The following is a 25,688-nucleotide window of genomic DNA, read 5'->3' as shown; positions in this document are numbered from 1 at the left end:
TGCGCCGTCGAGGACGGCGCACTTCCGATCAGCTTACAAGGGAGCCGGCCCGAAGCGGTTATCGCCTTTCTGACCTTCTGTAGCCAGGAACACGATGTTGGCGAAAGGCACAATGAGCCACCAGCCGCTGCGATCAGTGTCGTGCAGTCGGCGCACGCCAGCGGCGAGGCCGGGTATCAATAACGCAAGGCTATACACATTCGAGAGCATGGAGTTGGTGCCGATGATGGCGTCGACAACGGCAATCGCGATAGAGATCAGGACGTTGATCAGGAAAAACATCCAGTACTCCTTGCGCCGCGCCCTCCCGCTGAACACCGCGTATTTCTTCAGAACGTCCACATACCAGTGAAAAAAACCTGGCTGGGCGACAACGGCAGCGCTATTTCCGCCGCCTGCGTACGCCAGCTGCGGCGCGCCGCACTGCGGGCACGTGACAGCACCATCACTGATTTCCTTTGCACAACCACGACAAAATGCCATTTGAATCTTCCTTTGATTAATTAACACACAGTCCAACGAAAATAAGCAGCGAGACACCGGATAACACAGTCCCGGCGATGGCCATGCCATAGCCCGGTCTTTTGGTGTTGATAGTGATGATCCCCAGAATCAGGGCGATGACAGAGAACAGGCCCAGGCCCTGAATCGTATCTGTGTCCCATTCACTGTCGTCAAAGAGTGCAAGCGTGCACACGATACTGAGCACGAGCGAAAGGATTGCCATCCAGGGGGAGCCAGCGTTTGCAGGGGGGAGTGGGAGCGTTGCTGAGGTGATTTGACCCGCGCCACATTGTGGGCAAGTAACTGCCGTTTCATGCAGCTCCTTTGCACAGCCACGACAAAATACCATCGCCATCTCATTTCCCTATAGTAGAAAGGCTTGTAGGTGCGTGTCGGCAGCACGGCTGAAATCTTTAGAAAAGATTTTGTAGGCATCCCTCCCGGCCTGTCTCGAACCTCGCGCGACCGTAATCACAGAGCATCTGGCTGCCTTTTAGTCCTTTTAAAATACCATGCGTGGCAAGATGAATCAGAAACCTTAACAGCTGATAACGCTTTGCATTACCAATTTATAAAAAAGTTGTTACGATCCGCGTCCTCATAGCTTTTCGCCATGCGGAGCGTCCCTCGTCAGGGTGCCGTGCCGCAGATCAGCACGCCTTCGTCCTCTCCAGGAAGCACCCGATGCTACGTCCCGCCCTGCCAGCCTTGTCGGCACTCGTCGCCCTTGGTTTCTCCAGCCATTCCCTCGCAGCGCCGGCGCAGCAGGATGTAGCCGATCAGCCATCGGTCACATCGCCCGCTCAACCGGGCACTGCCAGCGGCAACTCGGCGCCGGGTGCAGTGGCTTTGGAAGGCCTGAGCATCAACGCCGATTACGGCATCGCGGGGCAAGCGACCACGGAGAATTCGGGCTCGTACACAACGGGTTCCATGAACACGGCGACCAAGCTGCCGCTGTCTATTCGCGAGACGCCGCAGTCGGTGAGTGTGATCACCCGCCAGCGCATGGACGATCAGGGCATGAACGACCTGAACGACGTAGTCAAATACGCGCCCGGCGTGACGTTGCACCGAACGGCGTCGGACCGTCAGGAGTTTCTGGCGCGCGGCTTCAAGATCGACAACATCATGTACGACGGGCTGCCGAGCAGCATCAGCGCCTACACCCAGGATGTGATTTCCGGCGCGGACCTGGCCATGTACGACCGCGTCGAAGTGGTCCGCGGGGCAACGGGGCTGATGACCGGCGCGGGCAGCCCGGCGGCGACGTTGAACCTGGTGCGCAAGCGTCCGACCGCCGTGCCGCAGGTGAGCGTGACCACCAGCGCCGGCAGTTGGGACCGGTATCGCACCGAAGTCGATGCGTCGAACAAGCTCAACGATTCCGGCACCGTTCGCGGCCGTGTGGTCGCAGCGTACGAAGACGACAAAAGCTTCTCCGACATCCGCAAGAATCAGCGCCAGACCTTTTACGGCATCCTCGAAGCCGACCTGAATGACTCGACGACCTGGACCGTCGGCGCATCCAAACAGCGTGATGACAACACCTCGGACTGGGGCGGTCTGCCCAGCGGTCCGAACGGCGAAGACCTGCACCTCAAGCGCTCGACGTTCCTCAGCAACGACTGGTCGTACTGGAACAAAGACAACATCATGTTCTTCACCGACGTCACGCACCGCTTCGACAACGGCTGGTCGGCCAAGCTGGCGGGGCAGAAGATCTGGGCCGAGGCGGACACGTTTTCCAGCTACGTCGGCAACTACGACGGTCTGGGCTTTCAGCAGTACCACGGCAAGTACCGCGACGACGACGACCAGACCAACCTTGACGCGTCCCTCAGCGGTCCGTTTCAGATGTTCGGTCGCGAGCATGAACTGGTCGTGGGCGTGAGCCATCGGCAAGAGAAGTTTCACCAGTGGGGCGGCTGGACCGACGGCACGCCGATCGACCTCTATAACCCGACCCACTCAGTGATCAAACCTGACGTCGACACCAGCCTGTACGAAACCCGCAACGCCGCCACCGAAGAAGGCGTGTACGCCGTGGCGCGCCTGAACCCCATCGACCCGCTGCACGTCATCCTTGGCAGCCGCGTCAGTTGGTATGACTTCGACAACCGCGTCGGCAGTGGCGATTACAAGGTGGTGCGCGAAGTCACGCCGTATGCTGGCGTCATTTATGACCTGAACGACACGTACTCGGCCTACGCCAGCTACACCGAAATCTTCAAGCCGCAGACCGAAATGGATTCCTCGCGCTCGGTGTTGAAGCCCATGACCGGCAAGAACTACGAGATCGGCCTGAAGGGCGAATACTTCGACGGCGCGCTGAATGCATCGGTGGCGCTGTTTGAGATGGAGCAGGAAAACCGCGCCTATCTGCTGCAGGACCAGAATTCCACCAATTGCCCAAGCTTCCCGGCTTCCAGCTGCTACGGCGCAGCGGGCAAGGTGCGCAGCCGCGGGATCGACACCGAGCTGAGCGGCGCGCTGACGCCGGACTGGCAGTTCTCGGCGTCCTACACCTACGTGCTGAGCCAGTTTGTCGAAGACGGCACCAAAAGCAACGAAGGCAAACTGTTCGCCCCCGAGCAGCCGAAGCACCTGTTCAAAGCCGCGACCAGCTACACCTTGCCGGGCGAGCTGCACAAATGGCGGGTGGGCGCGGACGTGCTGGCCCAGAGCAAGACCTTCAATCGCGTCGGCGACGGCCAGGCGGATCAGGACGCTTACGGCATCGTCGGCCTGATGGCCGGTTACAAGCTGAACGAGCACTGGGACGGCCGGGTCAACGTCAATAACCTGTTCGATACCCGCTACTGGCAGGGCATCCCGACAAACTCGGGCACCGGCGTCTACGGCGATCCGCGCAACCTGATGTTCTCGGTGAAGTGGACGCTCTGATCACTCGCCGCACCCGGCACATCGTTTGATCGCAACGCACTGCGATCAGACGTCCTTGTCCTGATCCTCCGTCAGCAAATCGAGCCCGGCCAAGGGCTCGATCAGCTTCGCGCCTTCGTTGCGCACGTTACCGACCTCCTTGCCCACGGCATGCCAGTGGAAATTGCTGACCGGCCGGCAGCCTTCCTGGGCGATTTGCGCAAGCCGTGACGCCGGCGTCTGCGGGTCGACCCATTCCCGGGCGAGCTCGGGCGTCAGCACCAGCGGGCGGCGGTCGTGGATGTCGAGCATGCCGGCATCGCTGGCGGCGGTGATGATGACGAAGCCGTCGCGTTCGTCTGGCTCAAGGCCGGGCCTGACTTGGCCCAATGCGGCGAAGTACATCGGTCCCTGGTCTTTCAGATGGATGAAGTACGGCTGCTTGCGCTTCGCATCGTTGGGGTCTTTGACCCATTCAAACCAGCCGTTCGCCGGGGCCAGGGCGCGACCGTTCGGCCACAGATCCTTGAAGAACTTCCCGGTCATCACCGTTTCGACCCGCGCATTGATCGGGTCGGGCCGTTTGCCTTTCGCCCAGTAGGGCGACCAGCCCCAGCGCACCTTGTCGACGCTCAGGCCGTCGGACACCGGGCGGATGATCTCGACGCGGGTCGTCGGCGCCACGTTGTAGCGCGCGATGGGCCAGAGATCGTAGCCGTTGATCACCAACTGCTCTGGCGCGAGCGTCTTGAGGTAATGGTCCATTGGCTCGTAGATCGAGTAGCGTCCGCACATGTGTCACCCGTCGAATTTTCCTGCTTACCAGATTGACCGCACGCGGCTGAGAACGTTAACTGTATATACGTACAGTTAACAAACACAAGGTCAGTCCCATGAGTGTCACCATCCTTGGCCGGTTATCGGCGGCGGGCGAGCGGTTTCCCCTTTATGCCTTTCAAGTGCCCGCAGGTTTCCCTTCGCCGGCGGCCGATCACATCGAGCGGCACATCTCGCTGGACGAGCTGTTCGACATCCGCGCGCCCCATGTCTATCTCGTGAAAATAGAGGGCGACAGCATGCAGGGCGCGGGCATCTATTGCGGCGATCTGGTGATCGTCGACCGCAGCCTGTATGCCGAGCACGGCGACATTGTCATCGCCGCCTTGAATACCGAGCCAGTCTGCAAGCGCCTGCACATGCGTGGCAACGAAGTCATCCTCAAATCCGAAAACACCAAATACCCGCCGCGCTATGTCATGGAAGGCGACGAGTTGCTGATCTGGGGCGTGGTGAAATACAGCGTTCGCGATCACGACAAGGTGATGCATTCGTGATTCAGAGGCTTTCTATATAAGGGAGGCGCGGAGGAGGGAGGTGACAGCACGGGCGTATTGGAACCATTCAAGCGCCCGTGCCACACAGCATAAACCTCTCAGGATGACCTCCAATGCCGCCTGCCTTCCGCCCGTATTCGGGCGCTTTGCGTGTCGTTCGACCGATGCGCCTCGCTTCACTGACTGTTGCGATGTTGTGTGCCGGTTGCCAGTCTTACGGCCCGCCCGAGGCGAGCACCGAACGCACGCCGCGCCTGGTGGCAGGGCTCCATCGCAGCGAAGAGCCGGTGGCTTATTCGCGGTCGACGCAACCCTACGACGGCAGTGATATCTGGCAACGGATGGGACAGGATTTCCGCCTGGCCGACGACAACGGCGTCAACGAACGCATCGTGCGGCAGCGCGACTGGCTGCTGGGCAACGCAGGCTTCATCCGCAATGCCAGTCAGCGGGCCAGCCCGTATTTGCATTTCATCGTCGAAACCCTCGACCAGCGGGCGATGCCGGCCGAGCTGGCTTTGTTGCCGATCATCGAGAGTGCCTACAACCCCAAAGCCAATTCGATCCGTGACGCGGCCGGCCTGTGGCAGTTCATGGCGGCCACCGGGCGCGATTTCAACCTGCGCCAGACCGCCTGGTATGACGGACGGCGGGACGTCGTGACGTCCAGCAAAGCGGCGATGGATTACCTGACGCGCCTGCACACCCAGTTCGGCGGCGACTGGCTGTTGGCGATGGCGGCCTATAACGCAGGGGAGGGCACGGTGAGCCGGGCCATCGACGCGAATCAGCGCCGAGGCCTGCCTACCGATTACTGGCACCTGAGCCTGCCAAAGGAAACCCTGGATTACGTGCCGCGACTGCTGGCGTTGTCGATGCTGGTGCGCGAACCCGAGACCTATGGCGTGAAGCTCAGCCCGGTGGCCAACGCGCCGTATTTCACGGTGCTGGAGCTGGCGCGGCCGGTGGATCTGGAGCGCCTCGCCGCCAGTGCCGGCATCGATCGCTCGGTGCTGTTGAACCTCAATCCGGCGTTTCTTCGCAAAAAAACCGCCGACGGGCCCTCCCGCGTGCTCGTGCCTCGCGACCAGTTCGAGCAGCTTTCTGCCACCCTCGGCAAAATGACCGACGACGTCATGCCCGGTAACGAGGCACTGGCGGTGACCACTGCCACGGCGTCAGCGGGGATTGTGCGTCCCTGAAGCGACACTCCAGTCACCAATTTGTCCGCTTCGGGCCCACTTTTGGCAGCAATGGGCTCGTCGTGTGTCGGCACGGACACAATCCGGCCGTGTGCTTTTCACATCCCGATCGGCCCGGATGAGCCGGGTCAGACTTATTCATAGAACCAATTAACAAAAATTTCACCGAACTTTTCAGACGCGTTGTAAAAACGCCGATACATCATGGCCAGTCGCCTCCGAAGACACAATTAGAAACATCCACTGCCATAGGGTGATGAGTGCTCAGGTCCGGTGAGCGGTGCCGGACAAGTCGTACTCAACGGCAATGAATAGTTGGATCCCATTATCGAATCAGCACTGATGCGCAAACCTTTGCTTTGCATTTAATAGTCGAAAATAAAATGACCGCCATGCCCGACCCTCTAAATTCAAGGGGTTTAGACCTATACGCGGGAGTACAGTAAAGCGCGTTCGGAAAACCGAGTTGGAGCAGTCGGATTTCCGAACGTAGTTAAACTAATGGTCCTGAGAACTAGCAAGCAATACGCAAGTTGTTAAACAACTTATGAAGTTCGCAGAGAGTTATATAAGTTCTCGGGGCCGACAGTTCATAAGTGCAACAAGGCATTTAGTTCTGATTAATGTCAGGCGCGGGCGGGTAGTTAATAGTCGTCGGTGAGGCAGGCTTGATGAATGTTAGCGAGTCGTACGCGGCATTAATAAGAGCGTTCGATGGTTAACGGTTACGCAGAGGGAGGATCGATCGTGCAGGGCGGGATGAAATGCACCATGGCAGAGCATAACCCGATGATTGTTAAGCTATTGTGATGCAGGCGCCAGGCCGGCCGTGCCCTTGGACGCCCCCAATGACTCATTGTCCAGTCGGGGGCACCGGAAGATTTTAAATAGCCGTTTGAATGTTTTGCAGATAATTAGTTAACTCCGTCAATAAAGTCAAAGTGCTATCACGTTGGCGGTGTGAAGTATGTCTCACGACGTTGGGGAACTAAATTTAATTATTGCTGCCTTTGAAATGCGTGGTATTAATAAATCGCTTGCTCCCACTACGAGAGGTATCGATGAAAGAAGAAATCGATGTAAGCGACTGTTCGTGTCAGCCTGAAAATGTGGCGCTGGATATCCAGCAGATAGCATTGAATACCGCCAACCTGAGTATGGATTTGCTGCTCTGCGGGGAGACTGGAACAGGCAAGGACACGCTGGCCAAACGTATTCATGACTTGTCCGGTCGGACAGGTTCTTTCATCGGTATGAACTGCGCCGCCATTCCGGAATCCCTGGCGGAAAGTCAGCTGTTCGGTGTTGTGAATGGCGCCTATACCGGTGTCAGCCGGTCCCGGGAGGGGTACATCGAAGCGGCCTGCGGCGGCACGCTGTACCTGGACGAGATCGACAGCATGCCGCTGAGCCTGCAGGCCAAGCTGCTGCGGATTCTGGAAACCAGGGGCATCGAGCGATTGGGCTCGACCGACTTCATTCCGGTGGACCTTCGGGTCATCGCGTCGGCGCAGCGCCCTCTGGATGAACTCGTGGAACAAGGGCTTTTTCGTCGCGACCTGTTTTTTCGGCTCAATGTGCTGACCATTCAAATGCCAGCCTTGCGCAAGCGTCGCGAACAGATCCTGCCGTTGTTCGACCAGTTCACCCAGGAAGTCGCCGCCGATTTCGGCTGCCCGGTCCCCGAGCTGGACAACCGCCTGGTACAACTGCTGCTCAGCCATTCATGGCCCGGCAACATTCGCGAACTGAAGTCTGCCGCCAAGCGTTTCGTGCTGGGCTTCCCGCTGCTGGGCGGCGATGCGCCTCCGGATCGCGATCTGGAAACCGGCCTGAAGACCCAGCTGCGTGTCATCGAAAGAATGCTCATCGAAGACGCGCTCAAGCGCCACAAGCACAGCCTGGAAGCCGTGGTGCAGGAGCTCGAAATTCCCCGGCGCACGTTGTATCACCGGATGAAAGAGCTGGGCATGAATGATGCGGAAGAAGCGGCGATTTTGTAGGACCGGTTTCAGGCGGGAAGAGGCCAGTGTGTTCAGTATCAATCGTGTGGTGTAGCGCCTGACGCCTTCCCGGCTAACGCCGGTCCCACGAAAGCGAGTCCTGCCCAGAGTCCCACATATACCTGCCGCACCAGGCGCGCTGTTTCGCAATGGACGCCTCGCAGCCAATCTCGCGCAGCCAATGTCGCGTAACCCTGAAATACCAGAGGTCGTGGATGAGTGTGTACGAGTTATTCGATGAGCAACTGGAGGACGACCATCAGGTGCCGAACCTGCGCGTGGTGGCCCGAAGTCTCGGTCAGTTGGGGATCGACCTGCTGCTGTCAGGGGAAACCGGCACCGGCAAGGACACCGTCGCCAGCCGGATCCACACGCTGTCCGGACGCAAGGGCCGGCTGGTCGCGATGAACTGCGCCGCCATTCCGGAATCCCTGGCCGAGAGCGAATTGTTCGGCGTGGTCAGTGGCGCCTACACCGGTGCGGACAAGGCGCGGGTCGGCTATATCGAAGCGGCCCAGGGCGGCACCTTGTACCTGGACGAGATCGACAGCATGCCCCTGAGCCTGCAAGCCAAACTCCTGCGGGTGCTGGAAACGCGCTCGGTCGAGCGGCTCGGCTCGACGACACCCATCGCTTTGGATGTCTGCGTCATTGCCTCGGCTCAGCGCTCCCTCGACGAAATGGTCGAGCAGGGACGTTTTCGCCGGGATCTGTATTTCCGCCTGAACGTCCTGACCGTTACCCTGGCGCCCCTGCGCGAGCAAAGAGCGCGCATCCTGCCGCTGTTCGCCCGTTTCGCGGAGGCGGCGGCGCAGGAGTCGGGTATTCCGGTGCCCGAGACCACCGGCGTGCTGCGTCACGTCCTGCTCAACCATGACTGGCCGGGCAACATCCGCGAACTGAAATCAGCGGCCAAGCGTCACGTCATGGGCTTTCCGCTGCTGGGCGGCGAGTCCGGCGAGGAGGGCGAGTCATCGGGCCTCAAATCGCAATTGCGGGTGATCGAAAAAGCACTGATTCAGGCGGCGCTCAAGCGCCACAACAACAGCGTCGAAGCGGTGAGCCAGGAGCTCGACATCCCCCGTCGCACGCTCTACCACCGCATGAAAGAACTGGACGTCTGACCTCCCGTTCACCTCGTTGCTTCTGGCGACACCTGCTCGTCCACACGTCCATATCCGCAGCTTCCGTGAACATCCCGAATTTTATTGAGCCCCATGCGGAACCGATCCCGAGGTCGGTGCCACCCATTGGCACCAAGCACTTTCGCTGGTGATGACTCAGGAGTGTTCGACATGAATCCAATCTCAATGGTCGGTGGCCTCGCCAACAGCGCGATCAACGCGGGCGGGCAAATGACTCAGCAGGCAGCCAGCGCTGTGACCAACGTCAAGCAGGAAAACCAGATCACCGAATCTGCCGCTCCTTCCAAGGCCGAAGCCGCACAAAACGCCGCCACCGAAAAGGCCGATGCCAGCCAGGCGCGCCTGATTGCCATGCAGACCGAAGCCGACATCCGCAAGCAGACCAACGATGTCCTCAGCGCTATCCGTTCCGGCAAGGAAGACAGCGCCAACAAGGCGATCAGTGCCGAGGCGCAGAACGCCAAAGGCATCAGCTACTGATCGGTCCGAGCGCCCCCTGAAAAAGGGGGCATCCACCTGAGGATGGAGGTTTCATGCTAAGTCTCAATGCCAATACCAATCCGCTGCAAAACCTGCACATTGGCACCGTGGTGTCCCAGCCGACGCTGGGCGGCGACAAGACCCCGCAGTCGCTCAAGGACGTGATCGATCAGCTCGCTCAGGCGCTGACCAAAGGCGGGCACCTGGACAAGGAATCGCCGCTGGGCCAGATGGTCGGCAAGCAAATGGAGAAGAACAATCCGTTGGCGTCGCTGATCGGCCGCAATCCGGACATGATCAAGGCTGCTCTGGGTGACCTGATAAAGGACAAGCTGGGGGAAAACTTTGGTGCTGCCGCCGATGCAGGCCAGGCAGGTGCCGGCGCGCCGGACCTGATGTCGCAGACCCTCAACGGTCTGGCCAAGGCCTCGCTGAATGACCTGCTGACCAAAACGGATCAAGGCACGACCTTCTCCAAGGGCGACATGCCGCTGCTGGAAAAAATCGCCGAATTCATGGACCAGCGCACCGCCCAGGATCCGCAGAAGTTTCCGGCGCCGGATTCGGGCTCCTGGAAGAACGAACTCACGGCTGAGGGCGACAATTTCCTCGACGGCAAAGAAACGGCTGCCTTTCGTTCTGCACTGGACTCGCTGGGCAGCCAGCTCGGTCAGGAACAGAACGGCCTCAGTGATGCCGGCGGCGGGTCGCCACTCGGCAGCGTTTCGCCCACCGATCCATCGGGCGGCGCTGCGCAGACCCCGAACAGCGTCAATCAAGACCTCGGCCAACTGCTGGGTGACCTGCTGCAGAAGGGCGTCAACGCCAGCGTCGGCGGCGGCCTCGGTACGCCGATGAACGATGCATCTCAGTCGGCTGGTGGCACCAATAGCGTGACCCAGGACCTGGGGCAACTGCTCAGCGGCCTGATCAAGAAAGGTCTCGAAGCTGAACAGAATGGTGCCGGCGTCAACGGCGCAGGCGGGCAAAACCCATTCGCCCAGCAGGATCAGCAAAACATGCTGGCCCAGGCCGCCACTGCCCTTGTCTCGGCCCTGGTGGGTGGCGGCAACAACAGCAACAGCCTTTCCTGAAGCCAACCGTACGCATCGACACCGTCTGCCGGAGAACGCCCGTGACCCTTTCCAATGTCAACCAACTCAAATCGCCGTCCACCGATCTTGAGCCACGCCTGGATCAGGGACTGGTCAGCGGGCCTTCGCAGGCGGACGTCGATCTGTTCAACGCCGCCATGCGCCCCGAACTGTCGATGCAGCAGAGTCATCTGTCCGAGCAGATTGCCAGCGCCCTGTCGGACCGTCTTGGCGCCACCGACAAGCTGTCGCAGCAAGCCGCGCGCAAGATGAAACGGGCGTCCACAACCGACGACCCGCTGGAAATTTCCCAGATGAGCCGGTCGCTGTCGCAGTACTCACTGCAGATGGCGCTGACCACCAAAGTCGTCAGCAAGAGCGCCCAGGCCCTCGATAAACTGACCAACCTGCAGTAGAGGCATACCGTGAAATACCTGACTGCGGGACTGATCTGCCTGATGCTGCTGCTCAGCGGGTGCAGCGACGACACGGACCTGTTCACCGGGCTGTCCGAGCAGGATTCCAACGACGTGATCGCCAGCCTCGCCGACCAGCACATCGACGCGCGCAAGCGCAGCGAGAAGACCGGCGTGGTCATCAGCGTGCCGACGGCCGAGATCAATCGCGCGGTGCGGATCCTCGATGCCGCCGGCCTGCCACGGCGATCGCGCACCAGCCTGGGCGAAATCTTCAAGAAGGAAGGGGTGATTTCCACGCCGCTGGAAGAGCGCGCGCGGTACATCTACGCCTTGTCCCAGGAGCTGGAAGCGACGCTGTCGCAGATCGACGGCGTCATCGTCGCCCGCGTCCATGTCGTGCTGCCTGAACGCATCGCGCCGGGCGAGCCGGTGCAGCCTGCGTCGGCGGCAGTGTTCATCAAACATACCTCGGCCCTCGACCCCGACAGCGTGCGCGGGCGTATTCAGCAAATGGTCGCCAGCAGCATCCCCGGCATGTCCGGCGAGCCGCTGGATTCGAAGAAATTCGCCATCGTGTTCGTGCCGGCGGCGGAATTTCAGGACACCGAACGGCTGGTGAACTTCGGGCCCTTTCTGATCGACAGCGCCAACCTCGACTTCTGGAATCGCATGCTGTGGCTCGCGCCGTTTGCCGCATTGTTGCTGATTGCCTTGATCGTGTTGATCCTGCGCGGCGACTGGCGCAATGCGCTGCTGCAACGCATCGGCCTGCGACGCAGTGCCCGGACGAGCATGCCGGTGCGGGCGTAATGCTCAGCGTCGAGGAGCACTGGATTCGCTGGTGGTGCGCGCCCTGGGAATGGGCCCACGCCGACTGGATCGACGTGTTCGCCGACCATTGCGGCATCACCCGCGAGGACTGTACCGAACTGCTCGGCACTCGCCACGACGTGTTTCTGCACAGCGTCGGCGTGGTCCCGAGCCAACCACCACCGCCCGTTGATTCGCTGATGCAGTGGCTGCGACTGGATGAAGCGCAGCAGCACCGGGCGCTGTCCCTGGCGGGCCGAATCTGTTTCGGCCAGGCCGACCGCGCTGGCGCCGATGACGCCGGGCACGTGCATGAGCCCTGGTGCCGCGCGGTGGCCAAAGCGTTGCGGCCCGGTTTATGGCTGGACGCCTCGGTGACGGATGCGCGGGTGTTGCTGGCGGCGTGGGCGGGTGAGCCTTGCTGGTCGCGGCTGCGGCTGTCCTGGGCGCCGGATGCCCTGCCGCCGCCCTGCGCCGAGCTGCCCGAGAACAAGCTGCACACCCTGTGGCACTCGGTGTTATGGCGGGTGACGACGCCTTGATGAGTGCGGTTACCTCATTGTCCTTCAGGAGCTGAACATGCTCGCCAAGCGTCGTCTTGTGTTGTCTTCCTCCGCTGTGCTGGTCACCGACATTCTGCGTCGCGAAGACCTGGCCGGTACCGTGCTCGCCGCTGAAGTGCTGGACAACGCCCGCGCTGAAGCCGAGCAGATTCTTGCCGATGCACACGCCCAGGCGCAGCAGGAAAAGGATCAGGCGCTGGCGCAGTTCTGGGACAGCGCTAACGGTTTTCTGCAGAAGCTGGAGCAGCAGCGATCGGCGCTGGCGCAGGAATCCATGGAGGCTGTTGAAGCCTTGCTCAATGAGGCCCTCGCCGAGTTGCTCGACCAGACGACACTCGCTGAACGCAGTCGCGCGTTGATGAGGAATCTTGCCGCCGGCCAGACCGTCGAAACCAGGGCCGTGCTCAGCGCCAATCCCGACATGCTCGACAGCCTCGGTGAGTGGCTGTCGGCCAGTCGCTTTGCCGATCACTGGCAGCTAAAAGGTGACCCGACGCTGGCGCCGCAGACCTTGCGCCTGAGCGACGCCAATGGTGCGTTCGACATCGACTGGGACAGCCTGCGCCGTGGGCTCGCGGGGTCGACGGCGCATTCATGAGTTTTTCTTGACCCGGTTGTGACGGTTCATGGAACCGGAGCGGCCGCAGGTTCCACTCAGGGGGTGAATCCCTCAGTTGGAGCCACCGGCATGATCAGTTTCAAATCCCTGCAAAACCACCTCGATCACTCCTATTCCCGCGCCCAGGACGACATGCAGGACGCCGCCGAAACCGCCTCTGAAAGCGGCACCATGGAAGATTTCCAGGCGTTCAGCGATGCCTCGCAGCAGACCAACGTCGCCAACATGATTCTCAACGAAGGGCTGCGCGCCAAACACGGCATCACCAAAGCGATCATCGATGGAATTCAGTGAATTCAGCGCGATCCTCGCCCAGTGGTGCGAGCGCCGTCCGCTCGCGCCGCTGGACTGCTGGATCGATGACGCCAACGCGCGGCTGGCGGTGTCGGGCAACGGCATTCGCCTGAGCCTCGATGTGCTCGATCCCTACGACGGCAGCGACCCGCAACGCCTCGACGCGGTACTCGCCCAGGGCGGTGCCGGCGTGGCCTGTGCCTGTGAGGGCGGACTGGCCATCGACCCCGACACCCGCTGCGTGGTGTTGGTGAGCTGGATTGCCGATCCCTGTAGTCCCACGCACCTGCTTGAACGTCTGGAGCGCCTGGCCAATCAGCGCGCCGCGATGCTCAGCCTCATGCAAACCTCGATTCGCAGCGCGACCGCCTCGCCGTCCCGCTCGACCCTCAGAACCTGGCAACCGGGAGTGTGAAATGCGCAAGGCCTTAATGTGGTTGCCTTTGCTGATGATCGGCATCGGCGCGCCGGCGCTGGCCGCGGTGCCTGACGCCTGGAAACACACCGCCTACGCCTACGACGCGCGGCAGACCGAACTGGCGACTGCGCTGGCGGACTTCGCCAAGGAGTTCGGCATCGGCCTGGACATGCCGGCGATCCAGGGCACGCTGGACGGGCGCATTCGTGCGCAGAACCCCCAGGAATTCCTCGACCGGCTGGGTCAGGAGCATCACTTCCAGTGGTTCGTCTACAACGAAACCCTGTACATCAGCCCGACCAGCGAGCAGACCTCGGCGCGTATCGAAGTGTCGCCGGAAGCGGTCGATGACCTGCAACAGGCGTTGTCTGATGTCGGTCTGCTGGACAAGCGCTTCGGCTGGGGCGCATTGCCCGACGAAGGCGTGGTGCTGGTGCGCGGTCCGGCCAAGTACGTCGACTTCGTGCGCAATTACAGCAAGAAGGTCGAGGCGCCGGAAAAGGCCGAGAAGCAGGACATCGTGGTCCTGCCGCTGAAGTACGCCAACGCCGCCGACCGCACCATTCGCTATCGCGATCAACAGCTCACCGTCGCCGGCGTCGCCAGCATTCTCCAGGAGCTGCTGGAAAGCCGCTCCCGTGGCGAGTCCATCAACGGCGTCAACCTGCTGCAAGGGCAGGGCGGCGCGGGGGGATCTGCAGGTGGCGGCGCCACTTCCTCAGGCCTGAACTACGGCGGCATGCAAAGCCAGGGCTTTGACACCGGGGCCATCGAACAGGGGCTGGATCGGGTGCTGGGCTCCAAGGGCAAACGCGGCGGGTCGTCCAGCGAAGCGGCGGGCCGCTCGAAAATCCGCGTCAGCGCCGACGTGCGCAACAACTCGGTGCTGATCTACGACCTGCCCAAGCGCCGAGGGATGTACGAGAAGCTGGTCAAGGAACTGGATACGCCGCGCAACCTGATCGAGATCGACGCGGTGATTCTCGACATCGACCGCAACGAGCTGGCGCAGCTGTCCAGCCGCTGGAATTTCAAGGGCGGCAGCGTGAGCGGCGGCGCCAACCTGTTCGAGCAGGGCACCAGCACCACGCTGTTCATTCAGGACGCCGGCAAGTTTTCGGCCGACCTGCATGCCCTCGAAGGCAACGGTGCGGCGTCGGTGATCGGCAATCCGTCGATCCTGACCCTGGAAAACCAGCCGGCGGTGATCGACTTCAGCCGCACCGAATACCTCACCGCCACGTCCGAGCGCGTCGCGGACATTGTCCCCATTACGGCGGGCACCAGCTTGCAGGTGATTCCGCGCTCCCTGGACCAGAACGGCAAATCCCAGGTGCAATTGATCGTCGACATCGAAGACGGCCAGATCGACACCTCGCAAATCAACGAAGACCAGCCGGCGGTGCGCAAGGGCAACGTCAGCACCCAGGCGGTGATCGCTGAGCATGGCTCGCTGGTCATCGGCGGATTCCACGGGCTGGAAACCACCGACAAGGTCAACAAAATCCCGCTGCTGGGCGATATTCCGGTGATCGGCAAATTGCTGTTCCAGTCCCGCAGCCGCGAGCTGAACCAGCGTGAGCGCCTGTTCATCCTCACGCCTAGGCTGATAGGCGATCAGATCAACCCGGCGCGTTACGTGCAGAACGGCAACCCCCACGACGTCGATGACCAGATGAAACGCATCAAGGAACGCCGCGACGGTGGCGAACAACCGACCCGCAGCGACGTGCAGAACGCCTTCACCCAGTTGCTCGACGGCGTGACCCCGGTGGGCTTCAACAGCGGCGAGACCCTGCCGTTTGAAGCCGACAGCCTGTGTGATCCGGGCATCGGCCTGACCATGGATCGCCAACGTTCCCAGTGGTTTACCCGCAAGGACTGGGGCATCGCGGTGGTCGTGGCGCGCAACACCACCAGCAAACCGGTACGCATCGACGAAAGCCGCTGTGGCGGTCGCTGGGTGATGGGGGTCAGCGCCTGGCCCCATGCGTGGCTGCAGCCGGGGGCGGAGAGTGAAATCTACATCGCCCTGCGTCAGCCGCAGGTGTCGAGCAAGGCCAAACAGAACCGACCTTCGCTGCTCAAGGGGGCTACACGATGAACCTGCGCGGCTTGCTTTTGCTGTTTCTGGTGACCGCCACGTTGGCGGGGTGCGCCACCCATGGCTGCTCGGGTTATTCGTGCAAGCGGCCTGATTCCAATGACCGGGAGCTGGTGATCTGGTGGCCGCCGGACATGCGTCAGGGAATCGATGAGCGTGACCATGAGCAGGATTTTACTGTGGTGCCATTGAAGGACTGAGCATGATTCGGGTATCGGAAAAATCAGCGTTTTACGCCCACGTCGCCGCCGAGCGTGCGGCGATCTGGCCGGTGGCGACGGGTGTGGCGTTTGTCAGTCGACGTGAGCATCGGGATTGGGGCATCGCGCTGCATATCGAGGGCCGAGCCCTGCGCCCGGAGCAGTTGCGCGATGCCTTAGAGCGGCGGTTTTCGCAGGCGGAGTTGTTTAACGATTTCTTTCTGTTTCTGGATGTGCAGCGGGATTTTGTGGTCTGGCACGCGGTGCCCGATGCGCAGGGGGCGGCGGTGAGCCTGGACAGTATTCGTCGGCAGGAGCTTGAGCTGGCGGGGTTGGGGCATCTCAGTGATGCTTTTCAGTAATTCAAGATCAAGATCAAGGGCGTCTGCCTGGGGGCAGACTGTTTCGCCTTCGGCGAGTTACTTGGAAAAGCACCCCAAGTAACCAAGGGTGCCTGCTCCTGGTTTGGTTCCTCCTACGTCGGAATTCCCTCACTCCGACGACGCTCCGTGGGCCCGCGCCGAACGGACATCCATGTCCTGACGGCGCTCTCGCGGCATCCATGCCGCTCGGCCCACTCCGCGTCGTCTGCGTTCGGCCTGCACCCAAGTCGCGATTGGCGGTGGCTGAGCCTTTTGCGCAGTAAGATCAAAAGCACGCTTACGCTTAGTGGGACCGGCTTTAGCCGGGAAGAGGCCCGTCCAAACGCTGACGTCCGATCGTCCCCACGCTCCGCGTGGGTATGCATCCCGTGACGCTCCGCGTCACCCCCAGGCCTGAATCCGCGTTGGAAATCCGGGATCGGACACCATCCCCGTGGGAGTCGAGCTTGCTCGCGAATGCTGCATTTCAAACACCCATTATTCGGCGGATGTACCAATGGCTTCGCGAGCAAGCTCGCTCCCACCAGGAGGTAGTTGTGTCTGCAAAACTGCCAGCGCCCATGCTGGCCTCTTCCCGGCTGAAGCCGGTCCTACGGGGGGCGGCGCCGGTTTAACTGACTGCACGCGGTGCTTTTAGTGGGACCGGCTTTAGCCGGGAAGAGGCCTGTCCAAACGCTGACGTTCGATCGTCCCCACGCTCCGCGTGGGAATGCATCCCGTGACGCTCCGCGTCACCCCCAGGCCTGAATCCGCGTTGGAAATCCGGGATCGGACACCATCCCTGTGGGAGTCGAGCTTGCTCGCGAATGCTGTATTGCAGACAGCAACTATTCGGCGGATGTACCAATGGCTTCGCGAGCAAGCTCGCTCCCACAAATACGCGGCGTGTGGGAACGATCAGAGGCACCGCAAAACTTATGGCGCACCCACCGGCCTCTTCCCGGCTGAAGCCGGTCCTACGGGGGGCGGCGCCGGTTTAACTGACTGCAAGCGGTGCTTTTAGTGGGACCGGCTTTAGCCGGGAAGAGGTCCGTCCAAACGCTGACGTTCGATCGTCCCCACGCTCCGCGTGGGAATGCATCCCGTGACGCTCCGCGTCACCTCCCAAGGCCTGAATGCGCGTCGTCTGCGGGACGCGGAGCGTCCGGGGTGGCGTTACCACGCGGAGCGTGGGAACGATCAGTAATCTGCGGTCGGACACCCATCCTGTGGGAGCGAGCTTGCTCGCGAATGCTGCAGTGCAAACAATCACTACTCAGCGGATGTACAAACGCCTTCGTGAGCAAGCTCACTCCCACAGGGAGGTAGTCCGGTCTGCAAAACTGCCAGCGCCCATACCGGCCTCTTCCCGGCTAAAGCCGGTCCCACTAAAAAGCAACGCGAACACCCTGTGGGACCGGCTTCAGCCGGGAAGCTTTTGCTTTTGATCTTCTACGCAGGAAGTCCAAGCGACACAAATCGCGACTTGGGTGCAGGCTGAACGCAGGTCTCGCGCAGCGGGTCGAGCCGCATGGATGCGGCGAGAGCGCCGTCAGGACATGGATGTCCGTTCGGCGCGGGCCCACGGAGCGAGACCGGAGTGAAGGAACCCCGACGCAGGAGGGGCCCAACCAGGAGCACAAGCCCTTGGTTACTTGGGGCTTTATCAAGTAACTCGCCGAAGGCGAAACAGTCTGCCCTTAGGCAGACGCCCTTGATCTTGCTTTAGATCGTGATCTTGCCAGACGCAGGTCAAACATCTTCAATCCGAATGACTTCGTCCGTCACTTCCTCAAGCTGCCGCACGATCTGATAAATATTCGCCACCGCCAACAGCGTCGTCCTCGGGATGTACTTGCCCGCCTTGACCTTATAAAGCGTCCGCGCCAACCAGATACTCTGCACCACCGGAATCCCCGCCTTTTTTGCCCGCTCGATCAACGCCAGCGCCTCATCATCCTCACCCTTGCAGTGAATCTGCGGCAGCGGCGTCGTGCCGGGCCGGTAATAGAGCGCCACCGCGTAGTGGGTCGGATTCACCACCAGCATGTCCGCATCTTCCACCGGCTTGGCCGGCGCGGTCGGCGCCTGGTTCAACAACTCATGGGCCAGCTGCCGACGATGCCCCTTCACATGGGGGTCACCCTCCGACTGCTTGTACTCCTTCTTGATGTCCTCATGGCTCATCCGCAGCTTCTTGGCGTGGAAGTACTTCTGCAGCGCAAAGTCCACCGCGCCGATCACCAAAAGCAGCCCCAGCGTCGCCCGCAAAATGTGCCGGAACACCTGCAACAGCGCGTGCCAGTAGGTCGTAAGGTCGGTGCTCGACAGCAAAATCAGCGTGCCCAGGGACGGCTCCACCACCACATACAGCGTCGCCGCGATGGCCGTGGCTTTCAAAATACTGAGTAGCAAGGTCGTCAGGCTTTGCGCCGAGAACATCTGCTTGGCGTGGGCAAACGGGTTGAGTTTGTTGAAGTCCAGCTTCAGCGCTTTGGGCGCGAACAGAAACCCGATCTGTATCCAGCTGCCCACCAGCCGCATCAACATCGCGATGCCGACGCTGCTCAGAATGAATCCGACCAACACGCTCGCGCCTTCGCTGGCGACCTGCTCCAGCGTGTGCATGAAGGGCTGGCCAACACCCTGGAATGACAACGTCATCAAGTGCAGCAAGCGCGCGACGCTTTCGTCCGCCAGGCCGAAGGTCACTTCGCTGACGACCAGCAGCACCAGCAGTTTGCTCAGGTCCTGGCTCTGGCCGACCTGGCCTTTTTCGCGGGCGTCGCGCAGTTGTTTGGGCGTGGCCTTTTCAGTTTTTTCGCTCACGGCACATGCACCAGTTGGCCGAGCAGGTGCTTCAGATCGGCGAGTTGCGTGATCTGGCCGTTGCCCAGTTCCAGCAGCGTCGGCAGGTAGATGAGCAGGAAGGCGATGCCCGCCATGCTCTTGGCCGGCATGGCCAGGATCGACACGTTCAGTTGCTGCGCGTACAGGCCGATGATCGCCAGCGCGGCCTCGATCAACAGCAGCAAGCCAATGAACGGCGCGGCGTAGAGCATCATGTGCTGGAGGGTCTGGTTGAGTTGTTCGAGAAAAAGGTCGAGCCCGCCGACGGTCATGCCGGGCAGCCAAGCGGTGGGCGGCCAGACCTGATAGCTGTCCCAGATCACCTGGGTGATCAGCGACAACCCGCCGGACAGAATCACCAGCATGATCAACGTCTCCTGAAACAGCTCGCCCAGCGGCGTCGCGTCAGGCCCCAGCGCCGGGTTCAGTTGACCGCCGCTCAAGGCGCCGCGCTGGCTGTCGAGCAATGCGCCCACCGAAGCGAACATCCAGAACGGCGCGTACAGCAACAGGCCGAGGAGGGTGCCGAGCACGGCCTCTTTGAGCAGCAGCGCGCCGATGGAAAACCAGTCGTCGTTCATGCCCGACAGGGCGCGGCTGATGCTCGGCGCCGGGATCATCGACACCACCAGCACCACCGCGTAACGCAGCGGGCCCTTGAGGTATTTAAAGCAGAACGCCGGCACCAGAATCATGCACGGCAGGATGCGCGCGGCCGCCAGGCCCATGCCCAGCATCAGTTCGAACAGGCCCTGAGCGTCGAAGGGCATCTAGTGCGCGCCGCCGGAGCGGGCGATCAGGTCGAAGGCCATGTTGATGAACTGGATCAGTTCGACACCGATCCAGCGCCCGGTCATGGCCAGGGTCAGGCCGACGGCGGCGAGCTTGATGCCGAAGGGCAGGGTCTGGTCCTGGATCTGCATCAGCGCCTGCAGCAGCGAGGTGATGACGCCGACCAGCACGGCCACCCCCAACGGCGGCGCCGTGAGAATCACCACCAGAAACATGCCCTGTTTGAACAACGCCAGCGCTTCCATCACCGCCTCACATGTACGAGTAGAAAAGGCTGTCGAGCAGGCGCGTCCAGCCTTGCACCAGCACGAACAGCAGCAGTTTGAGGGGCAGCGAAATGGTCATCGGCGAGACCATCTGCATGCCCAGCGCCAGCAGCAGGTTGGAGACGATGAGGTCGATGACGATGAACGGGATGTAGATCAGAAAGCCGATCTGAAAACCGGCCTGCAACTCGGACAAAACGAAGGCGGGCACGGCCAGCAGCAGGTCGCTTTTGCTGGCCTGATCGGCCATGTCCTTGGGCCACATGCGCTGGGTGTTGTCGAGCAGGTGGGCAACGACTTCCGGGTCGGTGTTGCGGCTCATGAACCGTTGCAACGGCTCGATGACCGTGTTGGCGCTGGCCTGCAGTTTTTCGGTGCTGCCCATCTCCAGCGGATGATCGTGAACCCGCTGCTGGATTTCGTGGGCGACCGGCGCCATGACGAACATGGTCGCGGCCAGGGCGATGCCGTACAGCGCCATGTTCGGTGGCACTTGCTGCACGCCGATGGCATTGCGGGTGATCAGCAGGGTCATGGAGATCTTGAGAAAGGCCGTGCAGACGATCAGCAGAAACGGAATCAACGACAGGGCGCCGAGGAACAGCGCCAGCATCACCGGGTTCATCCCGTCCATGATCATGCTTGAGACGCCATGCGGGTGATCTGCAGACCGAGGCGGCCCTCGACGCTGACCAGCTCGCCCTCCGCGACGACGCGCTCGCCGTGGCACAGGGTGGCGAAGCCGGGTGTGACGCCGTTGACGGGTAATACGGTGCCGGCCGCGATGCGGCGCAGGTCGCCGAGGGTCAGTTCGAGGCTGCCGCAGCGCAGGGTCAGGGCCAGCGGCAGTTGGTCAAGGGAATCGAGGGATGTCTGGGTTTCTGTTGATTGAGGCTCGTAAGGTTCGTCCGCGTAGCCATCGGAGGCGGTTTCATCCTGCCACTCGTTTTCGGCGGTTTGATGCTCGGCGTCGTGAAAAGCTTCCCGGCTAAAGCCGGTCCCACGGTCGACAGTTTCAGGGCTGTAGCCGGCGCCATTGTTCAGTGCGTGATCGGTCGACTCATCGTCGGCAAGGTCCTCGATCTCGTCTTCGTATAATTCTTCATTGACCATGTCCCAAGTCTTCCTCGTGGCTGAACCGTACATACAGCTGCTGGGCGCGGCTGTCCGTCTGCACTGCCCATTGCCGACCCGCCAGTTGCAGGCGGCCGCCGCCTTCTTCATCGAAATGACACAACGACGGCAGCAGCACGTCCCCCGGTTGCAGCGACGCCAACTGATCGAGACTCAACGACAGCTCGCCCAGCACCAGAGGCTGACGGATGGGCCAGTCTGACGCGACGATCTGCCGGTGCGGCTGCCAGTGGTGGCTGCCGAGCAGTTGCAGCAAGACCCGCGCGTCGGCGCAGAGCTGTGCGTGCAACACCTGCGAACCCAACCGCAGTTGCAATCGGCAGGTCATCGGCGCGGTATTCGGGCTTTCGCCTTCGGCGGACAGCGCAGTGATATCGCTGAGTGGCCGCAGAGGGCAAAGCAGTTCCGCCAGTTCGGTACTCATGCGCTGATTCACCAGTTGCCAGTACCACGGCTGATGTTCGCCGCCGAGGGTGACCGGCAGTTCGCCGAGCAGGCTCAGCACCGCCTCGGCATCGCTCAGGGCGAAGGGGCCGAGGGCGCTGTCAAACCACGTCAGCGACGACGCGCTCCCGGCTGAAGCCGGCCCTACGAGGGGCGAGCCATCCCGGTTTGCATCGTTGGGCATCGATCGCAGGCTCAGCTCGCCGTGCTGACCCTGGGCGGTGTAGCCGCAGCTCACGCCGGCGCCCAGCAGACGCGAGGCCTCGGCAAAATCGCCGCTGACTTCACGCATCTTCAGCAGACTGAATGGCGGGTTCCCGGCTAAAGCCGGTCCCACGGTGTTCAGGTCGCTCGTGCCCACGTTCATGCCCGAGTTGGTGTCCGAATTCATGGTCGAGTTCATGTCCGGCGTCATCCCTGCGCCTCCTCAAACGACAGATCAACGTCACAACCCAGCGCCTGCTCCAGCGCGCTTTCGCAGTTGCGTTGATGGGGCTGCAAGCGTTTCAGCACACCACGCCGGGCGAAGCCCAGTTCGATGCTCCACTGGTTGTCGCGCTTGTTGGCGTTGACCTGCACCTTGCCCAGATTGGGCATCAGCAAGGTCAGGCTCAACGGGCCGTCCGGTTGCTGGGGCAGGCGTTGGGCGAGCTCGTCGATGAGCTGCGTTGGCACGCCTTCGGTGGGAAACAACGTGCTGAAGCTGCTGCCGGCGAAACCCGATTCGCTCTGCTGCTCCGTCACCGGCGGCACCAACAGTTGGGAAAAAAACATCCCGTCAGCACTCAACGAGGCAGGCGAGGCGGATTCATCGCACAGCCGGCGCAGGCGTTCGGCATCGGCGCGACGCACAGGGGACGACGGCTGGCGCGTGTCGCCCGGCGCGGCAGGGGATGGCGAGGGCGCGCGCGACGTTTCGGCACGGGGCTGCGGTTGCGGGCGAGGCGGGTGTTGCACCGGGCTGTTCATGACGATTCACCTTCTTCGTTGAGGGCCTCGGCCAGGCAGGCGAGTTTTTCCACGGCCCGTTGGGACGCTTTCGCTGCGTTTTTGGCCTCGGCCAGACGCTGCTGTTGTTCCTCGATACCCAACTGCTGCCGCGCCATGTCCTGGCGGATATAGGCCAGCCGGTCGAGCATGCGGTTTTCCTTCTCGTGCCAGCGTTCGAGGTCGTCCAGCGACATCGACTTGTTGACGTGGGCGCTGCTCAGCACCTGCCGGCGTTCGCGCTGGTTATGGCGTTCCTGCGCGTACGAATCGCGAGTCTGCTGCAGGTGTTCGTGCAAGTGCTCCAGGGTTTTTTGCGCCTGCCGTTGCGCCCGTTCGGCGCTGGCCTGGCGATGCTGACGCAGCGGCGTGAGCACGCTGATGACCTGCTCCATGGCGAGGGTTTGCGGATCGACTTCAAGCTCTTCTTCCACGCCATCACTCCGGCAGCTGCGAGGTGAGTTGCATCAGTGCGGCGAGAGTTTCCTCAATCGGCACCGGCTCGCGCAGGTCCTGGCGCAGAAACGCATTGATTGGCTCGTTCAGGCGTACCGCGCAGTCGGTCACCGGGTCGCTGCCGGGCTGGTATTCGCCCAGGCGCAAGAGCATTTCCACCTGCTTGTAGGCCGCCATCAAACGGCGCAACCGGTTGTTCGCCTGCTGGTGCTCGCGGCCGGTGACGTTGCTGATGATCCGGCTGATGCTGGCCTGCACGTCGATGGCCGGGTAATGCCCGCGCTCGGCCAGTTTGCGCGACAACACGATGTGGCCGTCGAGCAGCGAACGCACCTCGTCGGCGACCGGGTCGTTCATCGAATCCTGTTCGATCAGCACGGTGTACAGCGCGGTGATCGAGCCTTTCTCGCTCATCCCGGCCCGTTCAACCAGGCGCGGCAGCAGGGTGTAGACCGAAGGCGGCAGGCCGCCGCGCCCGAGGGGTTCGCCGGCGGCAATGCCGATCTCGCGCTGGGCCCGGGCGAAACGGGTCAGGGAATCGAGCAGCAACAACACTTTCAGGCCGCGCTCACGAAAGGCTTCGGCGATGGCGGTGGCGGTGAACGCCGCGCGGGCCCGTTCCATGCTTGATCGGTCCGATGTGGCGCAGACCAGCACCGAACGTGCGCGCAAGGTGGCGTCCAGTTCGTGGTCGAGAAACTCGCGCAGCTCACGGCCCCGCTCGCCGATCAGGCCGAAGACGATCACGTCGCAGTCCATGTTGCGCGCAAGTTCCGCCATCAAGGTGGTCTTGCCGCAACCGGCCCCGGCGAACAAGCCGACGCGCTGGCCTTCGCCGAGCAGAATCGCGCTGTCGATGGCGCGCACGCCCGTGGGCAGCGCTCTGCTGATCCTCGGTCGCTGGGTCGGCGGCAGGGCGTCGGCGATTACCGGCAGGGTGACGCGTCGGTCACCTGGGCCGGCGAACGCGCCTTCGGAATCCCCCAGCAGCGGCCGGCCGAAACCGTCGAGCACGCTGCCCAGTAAACGGTCGTCGACGCCGATGCGGTGGGCCATGCCCAGCGGCCGAATGTGCGCGCCGACCTGAATGCCGTCCGGGGTGCCGAGGGCACTGAGCAGCGTGCAATCCCGGGTAAAACCGACGATTTCCGCGAGCATGGTGCTGCCATCGGATTTGCTCACTTCACACAGGTCACCGACCTTGGCTGCGGGGATCAGGCACTCCAGCAGGATGCCGCTGACGGCACTGACCCGGCCGCTGACCTTCACCGCAGAAAATCCCTTCAGGCGCTGATGGTGGGCGGATTTCCATTGATCCAGCGCCGCGTTCACCAGCTCACCTCGTAATGGCGGTCGCCGTCGAACTGGATGCGGTTGTCATCGATGCGGGTCAGGCGCAGCCCGGCCAGCTCGTCGCCGACGTACAGCCGCCGACCGTCCGCTGTGACCAGATGGGCGTGGGGCCCGGACATGATCTGCACGATGGTGAACGGCAGGCCACTGGTGCCGGCGGCGACGTTGTCGATCAACGCGACCGGCGTGTCATAGCGGTCCTTGAAACGCTGGAGCATGCGCTGATAGACCAACTGCGATTCCGGCTTGAGGTTGCCGCTCAACGCCAGGCCTTCCGGGGTCTGCTCCACGCTGACATCGCTGAGCAGACGCTCGCTGAGCATGGTGTTGAGCTGGCGTTTGACGTCGTCGACGCTGGTCAGCCGTATGCGCTTGCTCGCTGGCTGATCGGTTGTTTTGCCCTTCGTGGTCGAGGGCCTGACGGGCTCTTGTTTAGCGAGCTGCTGCGCCGGCGTACTGATTGCCATCGCGTCTGACGAAGGCGCAGCGCTGCGGCTCAGGCTCCAGGCACTGCCGGCGATGCCCAGCAACACGCCGATGACCACGCCGGTGGTGCGGTTGAAAAAGCGCGAGCGCGACTCGACCTTTTCCAGCGGCGCGCTGGCCGGCGCTTCGGCCTGTGACGTCTGCTCGGACTTCGCTTGAGGAATCACCGCCGGCAGCGAAGGCCAGGGGTCTTGCGCCGGGGACACGCACAGCCAGACCGAACCCAGCACAAAGGCGGTATTGGGGGTGAGCAGGGTGCTGGCATGAAGGTGTCCCTCTTCATCGGCGATAGAACCGTCGGCAGCGTTGAGCCGCCAGCCTTCTCCCTGGCGTTGCAGGCGACAGTGCATCTGTTCGACGCCGGGATCATGCAGCGCCAGATCCTGATCGGCGTCAGCGCCAATGCCCCATTGCTCACCCACCAGCGGCAGCGCGGCGCCCTGGTGCAGGCCGGTCAATACGCGTAATTCAAACATGTGACGC

At 62.0% G+C, this 25,688-nt stretch carries 28 protein-coding genes and 1 pseudogene; 16 read left to right on the top strand and 13 right to left on the bottom strand.

The annotated features are described in order from the left end of the window. Positions 1-33: 33 nt before the first annotated feature. Together ABEH28_RS24960 and ABEH28_RS24955 are read right to left on the bottom strand one after the other, a co-directional pair. Positions 34-483, bottom strand: a complete 450-nt coding sequence (locus ABEH28_RS24960; protein ID WP_346631371.1) for a DUF805 domain-containing protein — start codon at positions 481-483, stop codon at positions 34-36. 16 nt (positions 484-499) lie between these two features. Then, a complete protein-coding gene (locus ABEH28_RS24955) occupies positions 500-859 on the bottom strand; it encodes a DUF4190 domain-containing protein (RefSeq protein WP_346631370.1) in 360 nt (119 codons plus the stop codon). A 329-nt stretch (positions 860-1,188) separates the two neighbouring features. Here ABEH28_RS24955 and ABEH28_RS24950 point away from each other — a divergent pair, with 329 nt between their 5' ends. After that, positions 1,189-3,411 carry a TonB-dependent siderophore receptor gene (locus ABEH28_RS24950; RefSeq protein WP_346631369.1) on the top strand — a complete coding sequence of 741 codons (2,223 nt, stop codon included), beginning with the start codon at positions 1,189-1,191 and terminating at the stop codon, positions 3,409-3,411. A gap of 45 nt (positions 3,412-3,456) precedes the next feature. Here the strand turns inward: ABEH28_RS24950 and ABEH28_RS24945 are convergent, their stop codons facing one another. Further along, a complete protein-coding gene (locus ABEH28_RS24945; protein ID WP_346631368.1) occupies positions 3,457-4,185 on the bottom strand; it encodes an SOS response-associated peptidase family protein in 729 nt (242 codons plus the stop codon). A gap of 98 nt (positions 4,186-4,283) precedes the next feature. Between ABEH28_RS24945 and umuD the strand changes: the two genes are divergently transcribed. From umuD to ABEH28_RS24870, 15 genes and pseudogenes are all read left to right on the top strand, one after another. Next, positions 4,284-4,724 (top strand): translesion error-prone DNA polymerase V autoproteolytic subunit, encoded by a 441-nt coding sequence (umuD, locus tag ABEH28_RS24940; protein WP_065989204.1) that lies wholly within the window; start codon positions 4,284-4,286, stop codon positions 4,722-4,724. Between the two features lie 113 nt (positions 4,725-4,837). Continuing rightward, a pseudogene (locus tag ABEH28_RS24935) lies at positions 4,838-5,857 on the top strand (transglycosylase SLT domain-containing protein); the annotation flags it as partial. A 1,130-nt stretch (positions 5,858-6,987) separates the two neighbouring features. Then, positions 6,988-7,929 (top strand): sigma-54 dependent transcriptional regulator, encoded by a 942-nt coding sequence (locus ABEH28_RS24930; protein WP_346631367.1) that lies wholly within the window; start codon positions 6,988-6,990, stop codon positions 7,927-7,929. A gap of 215 nt (positions 7,930-8,144) precedes the next feature. Then, positions 8,145-9,053: a sigma 54-interacting transcriptional regulator gene (locus ABEH28_RS24925; protein ID WP_346631366.1), complete on the top strand. Its 909-nt coding sequence runs from the start codon at positions 8,145-8,147 to the stop codon at positions 9,051-9,053. Between the two features lie 171 nt (positions 9,054-9,224). Further along, entirely contained in the window at positions 9,225-9,554 is a 330-nt protein-coding gene (locus tag ABEH28_RS24920; protein WP_108122843.1) for a hypothetical protein, read from the top strand. Positions 9,555-9,607: 53 nt separating this feature from the next. Then, on the top strand, positions 9,608-10,648 hold the full coding sequence (locus ABEH28_RS24915; RefSeq protein ID WP_346631365.1) for a type III secretion protein HrpZ: 1,041 nt from the start codon (positions 9,608-9,610) through the stop codon (positions 10,646-10,648). Between the two features lie 41 nt (positions 10,649-10,689). Beyond that, a complete protein-coding gene (sctI, locus tag ABEH28_RS24910) occupies positions 10,690-11,064 on the top strand; it encodes a type III secretion system inner rod subunit SctI (protein ID WP_192134532.1) in 375 nt (124 codons plus the stop codon). 9 nt (positions 11,065-11,073) lie between these two features. Continuing rightward, on the top strand, positions 11,074-11,877 hold the full coding sequence (gene sctJ / locus ABEH28_RS24905; protein ID WP_346631364.1) for a type III secretion inner membrane ring lipoprotein SctJ: 804 nt from the start codon (positions 11,074-11,076) through the stop codon (positions 11,875-11,877). Beyond that, complete coding sequence (locus ABEH28_RS24900) at positions 11,877-12,419, top strand: type III secretion protein (RefSeq protein ID WP_192174804.1); 543 nt, start codon at positions 11,877-11,879, stop codon at positions 12,417-12,419. Before sctJ ends, ABEH28_RS24900 begins: the two co-directional genes overlap by 1 nt. A 37-nt stretch (positions 12,420-12,456) precedes the next feature. Beyond that, a complete protein-coding gene (sctL, locus tag ABEH28_RS24895; protein ID WP_346631363.1) occupies positions 12,457-13,038 on the top strand; it encodes a type III secretion system stator protein SctL in 582 nt (193 codons plus the stop codon). A 90-nt stretch (positions 13,039-13,128) separates the two neighbouring features. Next, positions 13,129-13,353: a type III secretion protein gene (locus ABEH28_RS24890; RefSeq protein ID WP_065989219.1), complete on the top strand. Its 225-nt coding sequence runs from the start codon at positions 13,129-13,131 to the stop codon at positions 13,351-13,353. Further along, entirely contained in the window at positions 13,340-13,768 is a 429-nt protein-coding gene (locus ABEH28_RS24885; protein WP_346631362.1) for a type III secretion protein, read from the top strand. Before ABEH28_RS24890 ends, ABEH28_RS24885 begins: the two co-directional genes overlap by 14 nt. Position 13,769: 1 nt before the next feature. Next, positions 13,770-15,875: a type III secretion system outer membrane ring subunit SctC gene (gene sctC, locus ABEH28_RS24880; RefSeq protein ID WP_346631361.1), complete on the top strand. Its 2,106-nt coding sequence runs from the start codon at positions 13,770-13,772 to the stop codon at positions 15,873-15,875. Further along, a complete protein-coding gene (gene hrpT, locus ABEH28_RS24875; RefSeq protein WP_074891941.1) occupies positions 15,872-16,075 on the top strand; it encodes an HrpT family type III secretion system protein in 204 nt (67 codons plus the stop codon). The genes sctC and hrpT overlap by 4 nt, the downstream gene beginning before the upstream one ends. Before the next feature lie 2 nt (positions 16,076-16,077). Then, positions 16,078-16,437 (top strand): type III secretion protein HrpV, encoded by a 360-nt coding sequence (locus ABEH28_RS24870; RefSeq protein ID WP_346631360.1) that lies wholly within the window; start codon positions 16,078-16,080, stop codon positions 16,435-16,437. A gap of 1,752 nt (positions 16,438-18,189) precedes the next feature. Here ABEH28_RS24870 and sctU read toward each other — a convergent pair. From sctU to sctD, 10 genes are all read right to left on the bottom strand, one after another. Beyond that, positions 18,190-19,266 carry a type III secretion system export apparatus subunit SctU gene (sctU, locus tag ABEH28_RS24865; protein ID WP_346631359.1) on the bottom strand — a complete coding sequence of 359 codons (1,077 nt, stop codon included), beginning with the start codon at positions 19,264-19,266 and terminating at the stop codon, positions 18,190-18,192. Continuing rightward, on the bottom strand, positions 19,263-20,057 hold the full coding sequence (sctT, locus tag ABEH28_RS24860; RefSeq protein ID WP_282373577.1) for a type III secretion system export apparatus subunit SctT: 795 nt from the start codon (positions 20,055-20,057) through the stop codon (positions 19,263-19,265). Before sctT ends, sctU begins: the two co-directional genes overlap by 4 nt. Then, complete coding sequence (gene sctS / locus ABEH28_RS24855) at positions 20,058-20,324, bottom strand: type III secretion system export apparatus subunit SctS (protein WP_093458684.1); 267 nt, start codon at positions 20,322-20,324, stop codon at positions 20,058-20,060. Positions 20,325-20,331: 7 nt separating this feature from the next. After that, complete coding sequence (gene sctR, locus ABEH28_RS24850) at positions 20,332-20,985, bottom strand: type III secretion system export apparatus subunit SctR (protein WP_346631358.1); 654 nt, start codon at positions 20,983-20,985, stop codon at positions 20,332-20,334. Further along, positions 20,982-21,458, bottom strand: a complete 477-nt coding sequence (locus ABEH28_RS24845) for a FliM/FliN family flagellar motor switch protein (RefSeq protein WP_346628146.1) — start codon at positions 21,456-21,458, stop codon at positions 20,982-20,984. Before ABEH28_RS24845 ends, sctR begins: the two co-directional genes overlap by 4 nt. Next, a complete protein-coding gene (locus tag ABEH28_RS24840) occupies positions 21,448-22,215 on the bottom strand; it encodes a type III secretion system protein (protein ID WP_346628187.1) in 768 nt (255 codons plus the stop codon). The genes ABEH28_RS24845 and ABEH28_RS24840 overlap by 11 nt, the downstream gene beginning before the upstream one ends. Before the next feature lie 119 nt (positions 22,216-22,334). Then, complete coding sequence (locus tag ABEH28_RS24835) at positions 22,335-22,892, bottom strand: type III secretion system HrpP C-terminal domain-containing protein (protein ID WP_346628147.1); 558 nt, start codon at positions 22,890-22,892, stop codon at positions 22,335-22,337. After that, complete coding sequence (locus tag ABEH28_RS24830; protein WP_282373569.1) at positions 22,889-23,344, bottom strand: type III secretion protein; 456 nt, start codon at positions 23,342-23,344, stop codon at positions 22,889-22,891. Before ABEH28_RS24830 ends, ABEH28_RS24835 begins: the two co-directional genes overlap by 4 nt. Positions 23,345-23,348: 4 nt before the next feature. Further along, positions 23,349-24,698 carry a FliI/YscN family ATPase gene (locus ABEH28_RS24825; RefSeq protein WP_346631357.1) on the bottom strand — a complete coding sequence of 450 codons (1,350 nt, stop codon included), beginning with the start codon at positions 24,696-24,698 and terminating at the stop codon, positions 23,349-23,351. Further along, a complete protein-coding gene (gene sctD / locus ABEH28_RS24820) occupies positions 24,695-25,681 on the bottom strand; it encodes a type III secretion system inner membrane ring subunit SctD (RefSeq protein ID WP_346631356.1) in 987 nt (328 codons plus the stop codon). The genes ABEH28_RS24825 and sctD overlap by 4 nt, the downstream gene beginning before the upstream one ends. Between the last annotated feature and the right edge of the window lie 7 nt (positions 25,682-25,688).

This window comes from Pseudomonas sp. Ps21-P2, from assembly GCF_039672565.1.
Classification (GTDB): Bacteria; Pseudomonadota; Gammaproteobacteria; order Pseudomonadales; family Pseudomonadaceae; genus Aquipseudomonas.
Note: the sequence above shows the minus strand (reverse complement) of the source record. Positions and strands in the feature narration are given on the sequence as shown.

Bases quoted from the DNA above. Each gene is read 5' to 3' on its own strand.
- ABEH28_RS24960 (WP_346631371.1), bottom strand. From the start codon at position 483: ATGGCATTTTGTCGTGGTTGTGCAAAGGAAATCAGTGATGGTGCTGTC.
- ABEH28_RS24955 (WP_346631370.1), bottom strand. From the start codon at position 859: ATGGCGATGGTATTTTGTCGTGGCTGTGCAAAGGAGCTGCATGAAACG.
- ABEH28_RS24950 (WP_346631369.1), top strand. From the start codon at position 1,189: ATGCTACGTCCCGCCCTGCCAGCCTTGTCGGCACTCGTCGCCCTTGGT.
- ABEH28_RS24945 (WP_346631368.1), bottom strand. From the start codon at position 4,185: ATGTGCGGACGCTACTCGATCTACGAGCCAATGGACCATTACCTCAAG.
- umuD (WP_065989204.1), top strand. From the start codon at position 4,284: ATGAGTGTCACCATCCTTGGCCGGTTATCGGCGGCGGGCGAGCGGTTT.
- ABEH28_RS24930 (WP_346631367.1), top strand. From the start codon at position 6,988: ATGAAAGAAGAAATCGATGTAAGCGACTGTTCGTGTCAGCCTGAAAAT.
- ABEH28_RS24925 (WP_346631366.1), top strand. From the start codon at position 8,145: ATGAGTGTGTACGAGTTATTCGATGAGCAACTGGAGGACGACCATCAG.
- ABEH28_RS24920 (WP_108122843.1), top strand. From the start codon at position 9,225: ATGAATCCAATCTCAATGGTCGGTGGCCTCGCCAACAGCGCGATCAAC.
- ABEH28_RS24915 (WP_346631365.1), top strand. From the start codon at position 9,608: ATGCTAAGTCTCAATGCCAATACCAATCCGCTGCAAAACCTGCACATT.
- ABEH28_RS24900 (WP_192174804.1), top strand. From the start codon at position 11,877: ATGCTCAGCGTCGAGGAGCACTGGATTCGCTGGTGGTGCGCGCCCTGG.
- sctL (WP_346631363.1), top strand. From the start codon at position 12,457: ATGCTCGCCAAGCGTCGTCTTGTGTTGTCTTCCTCCGCTGTGCTGGTC.
- ABEH28_RS24890 (WP_065989219.1), top strand. From the start codon at position 13,129: ATGATCAGTTTCAAATCCCTGCAAAACCACCTCGATCACTCCTATTCC.
- ABEH28_RS24885 (WP_346631362.1), top strand. From the start codon at position 13,340: ATGGAATTCAGTGAATTCAGCGCGATCCTCGCCCAGTGGTGCGAGCGC.
- sctC (WP_346631361.1), top strand. From the start codon at position 13,770: ATGCGCAAGGCCTTAATGTGGTTGCCTTTGCTGATGATCGGCATCGGC.
- hrpT (WP_074891941.1), top strand. From the start codon at position 15,872: ATGAACCTGCGCGGCTTGCTTTTGCTGTTTCTGGTGACCGCCACGTTG.
- ABEH28_RS24870 (WP_346631360.1), top strand. From the start codon at position 16,078: ATGATTCGGGTATCGGAAAAATCAGCGTTTTACGCCCACGTCGCCGCC.
- sctT (WP_282373577.1), bottom strand. From the start codon at position 20,057: ATGCCCTTCGACGCTCAGGGCCTGTTCGAACTGATGCTGGGCATGGGC.
- sctS (WP_093458684.1), bottom strand. From the start codon at position 20,324: ATGGAAGCGCTGGCGTTGTTCAAACAGGGCATGTTTCTGGTGGTGATT.
- sctR (WP_346631358.1), bottom strand. From the start codon at position 20,985: ATGATCATGGACGGGATGAACCCGGTGATGCTGGCGCTGTTCCTCGGC.
- ABEH28_RS24845 (WP_346628146.1), bottom strand. From the start codon at position 21,458: ATGGTCAATGAAGAATTATACGAAGACGAGATCGAGGACCTTGCCGAC.
- ABEH28_RS24840 (WP_346628187.1), bottom strand. From the start codon at position 22,215: ATGCGTGAAGTCAGCGGCGATTTTGCCGAGGCCTCGCGTCTGCTGGGC.
- ABEH28_RS24835 (WP_346628147.1), bottom strand. From the start codon at position 22,892: ATGAACAGCCCGGTGCAACACCCGCCTCGCCCGCAACCGCAGCCCCGT.
- sctD (WP_346631356.1), bottom strand. From the start codon at position 25,681: ATGTTTGAATTACGCGTATTGACCGGCCTGCACCAGGGCGCCGCGCTG.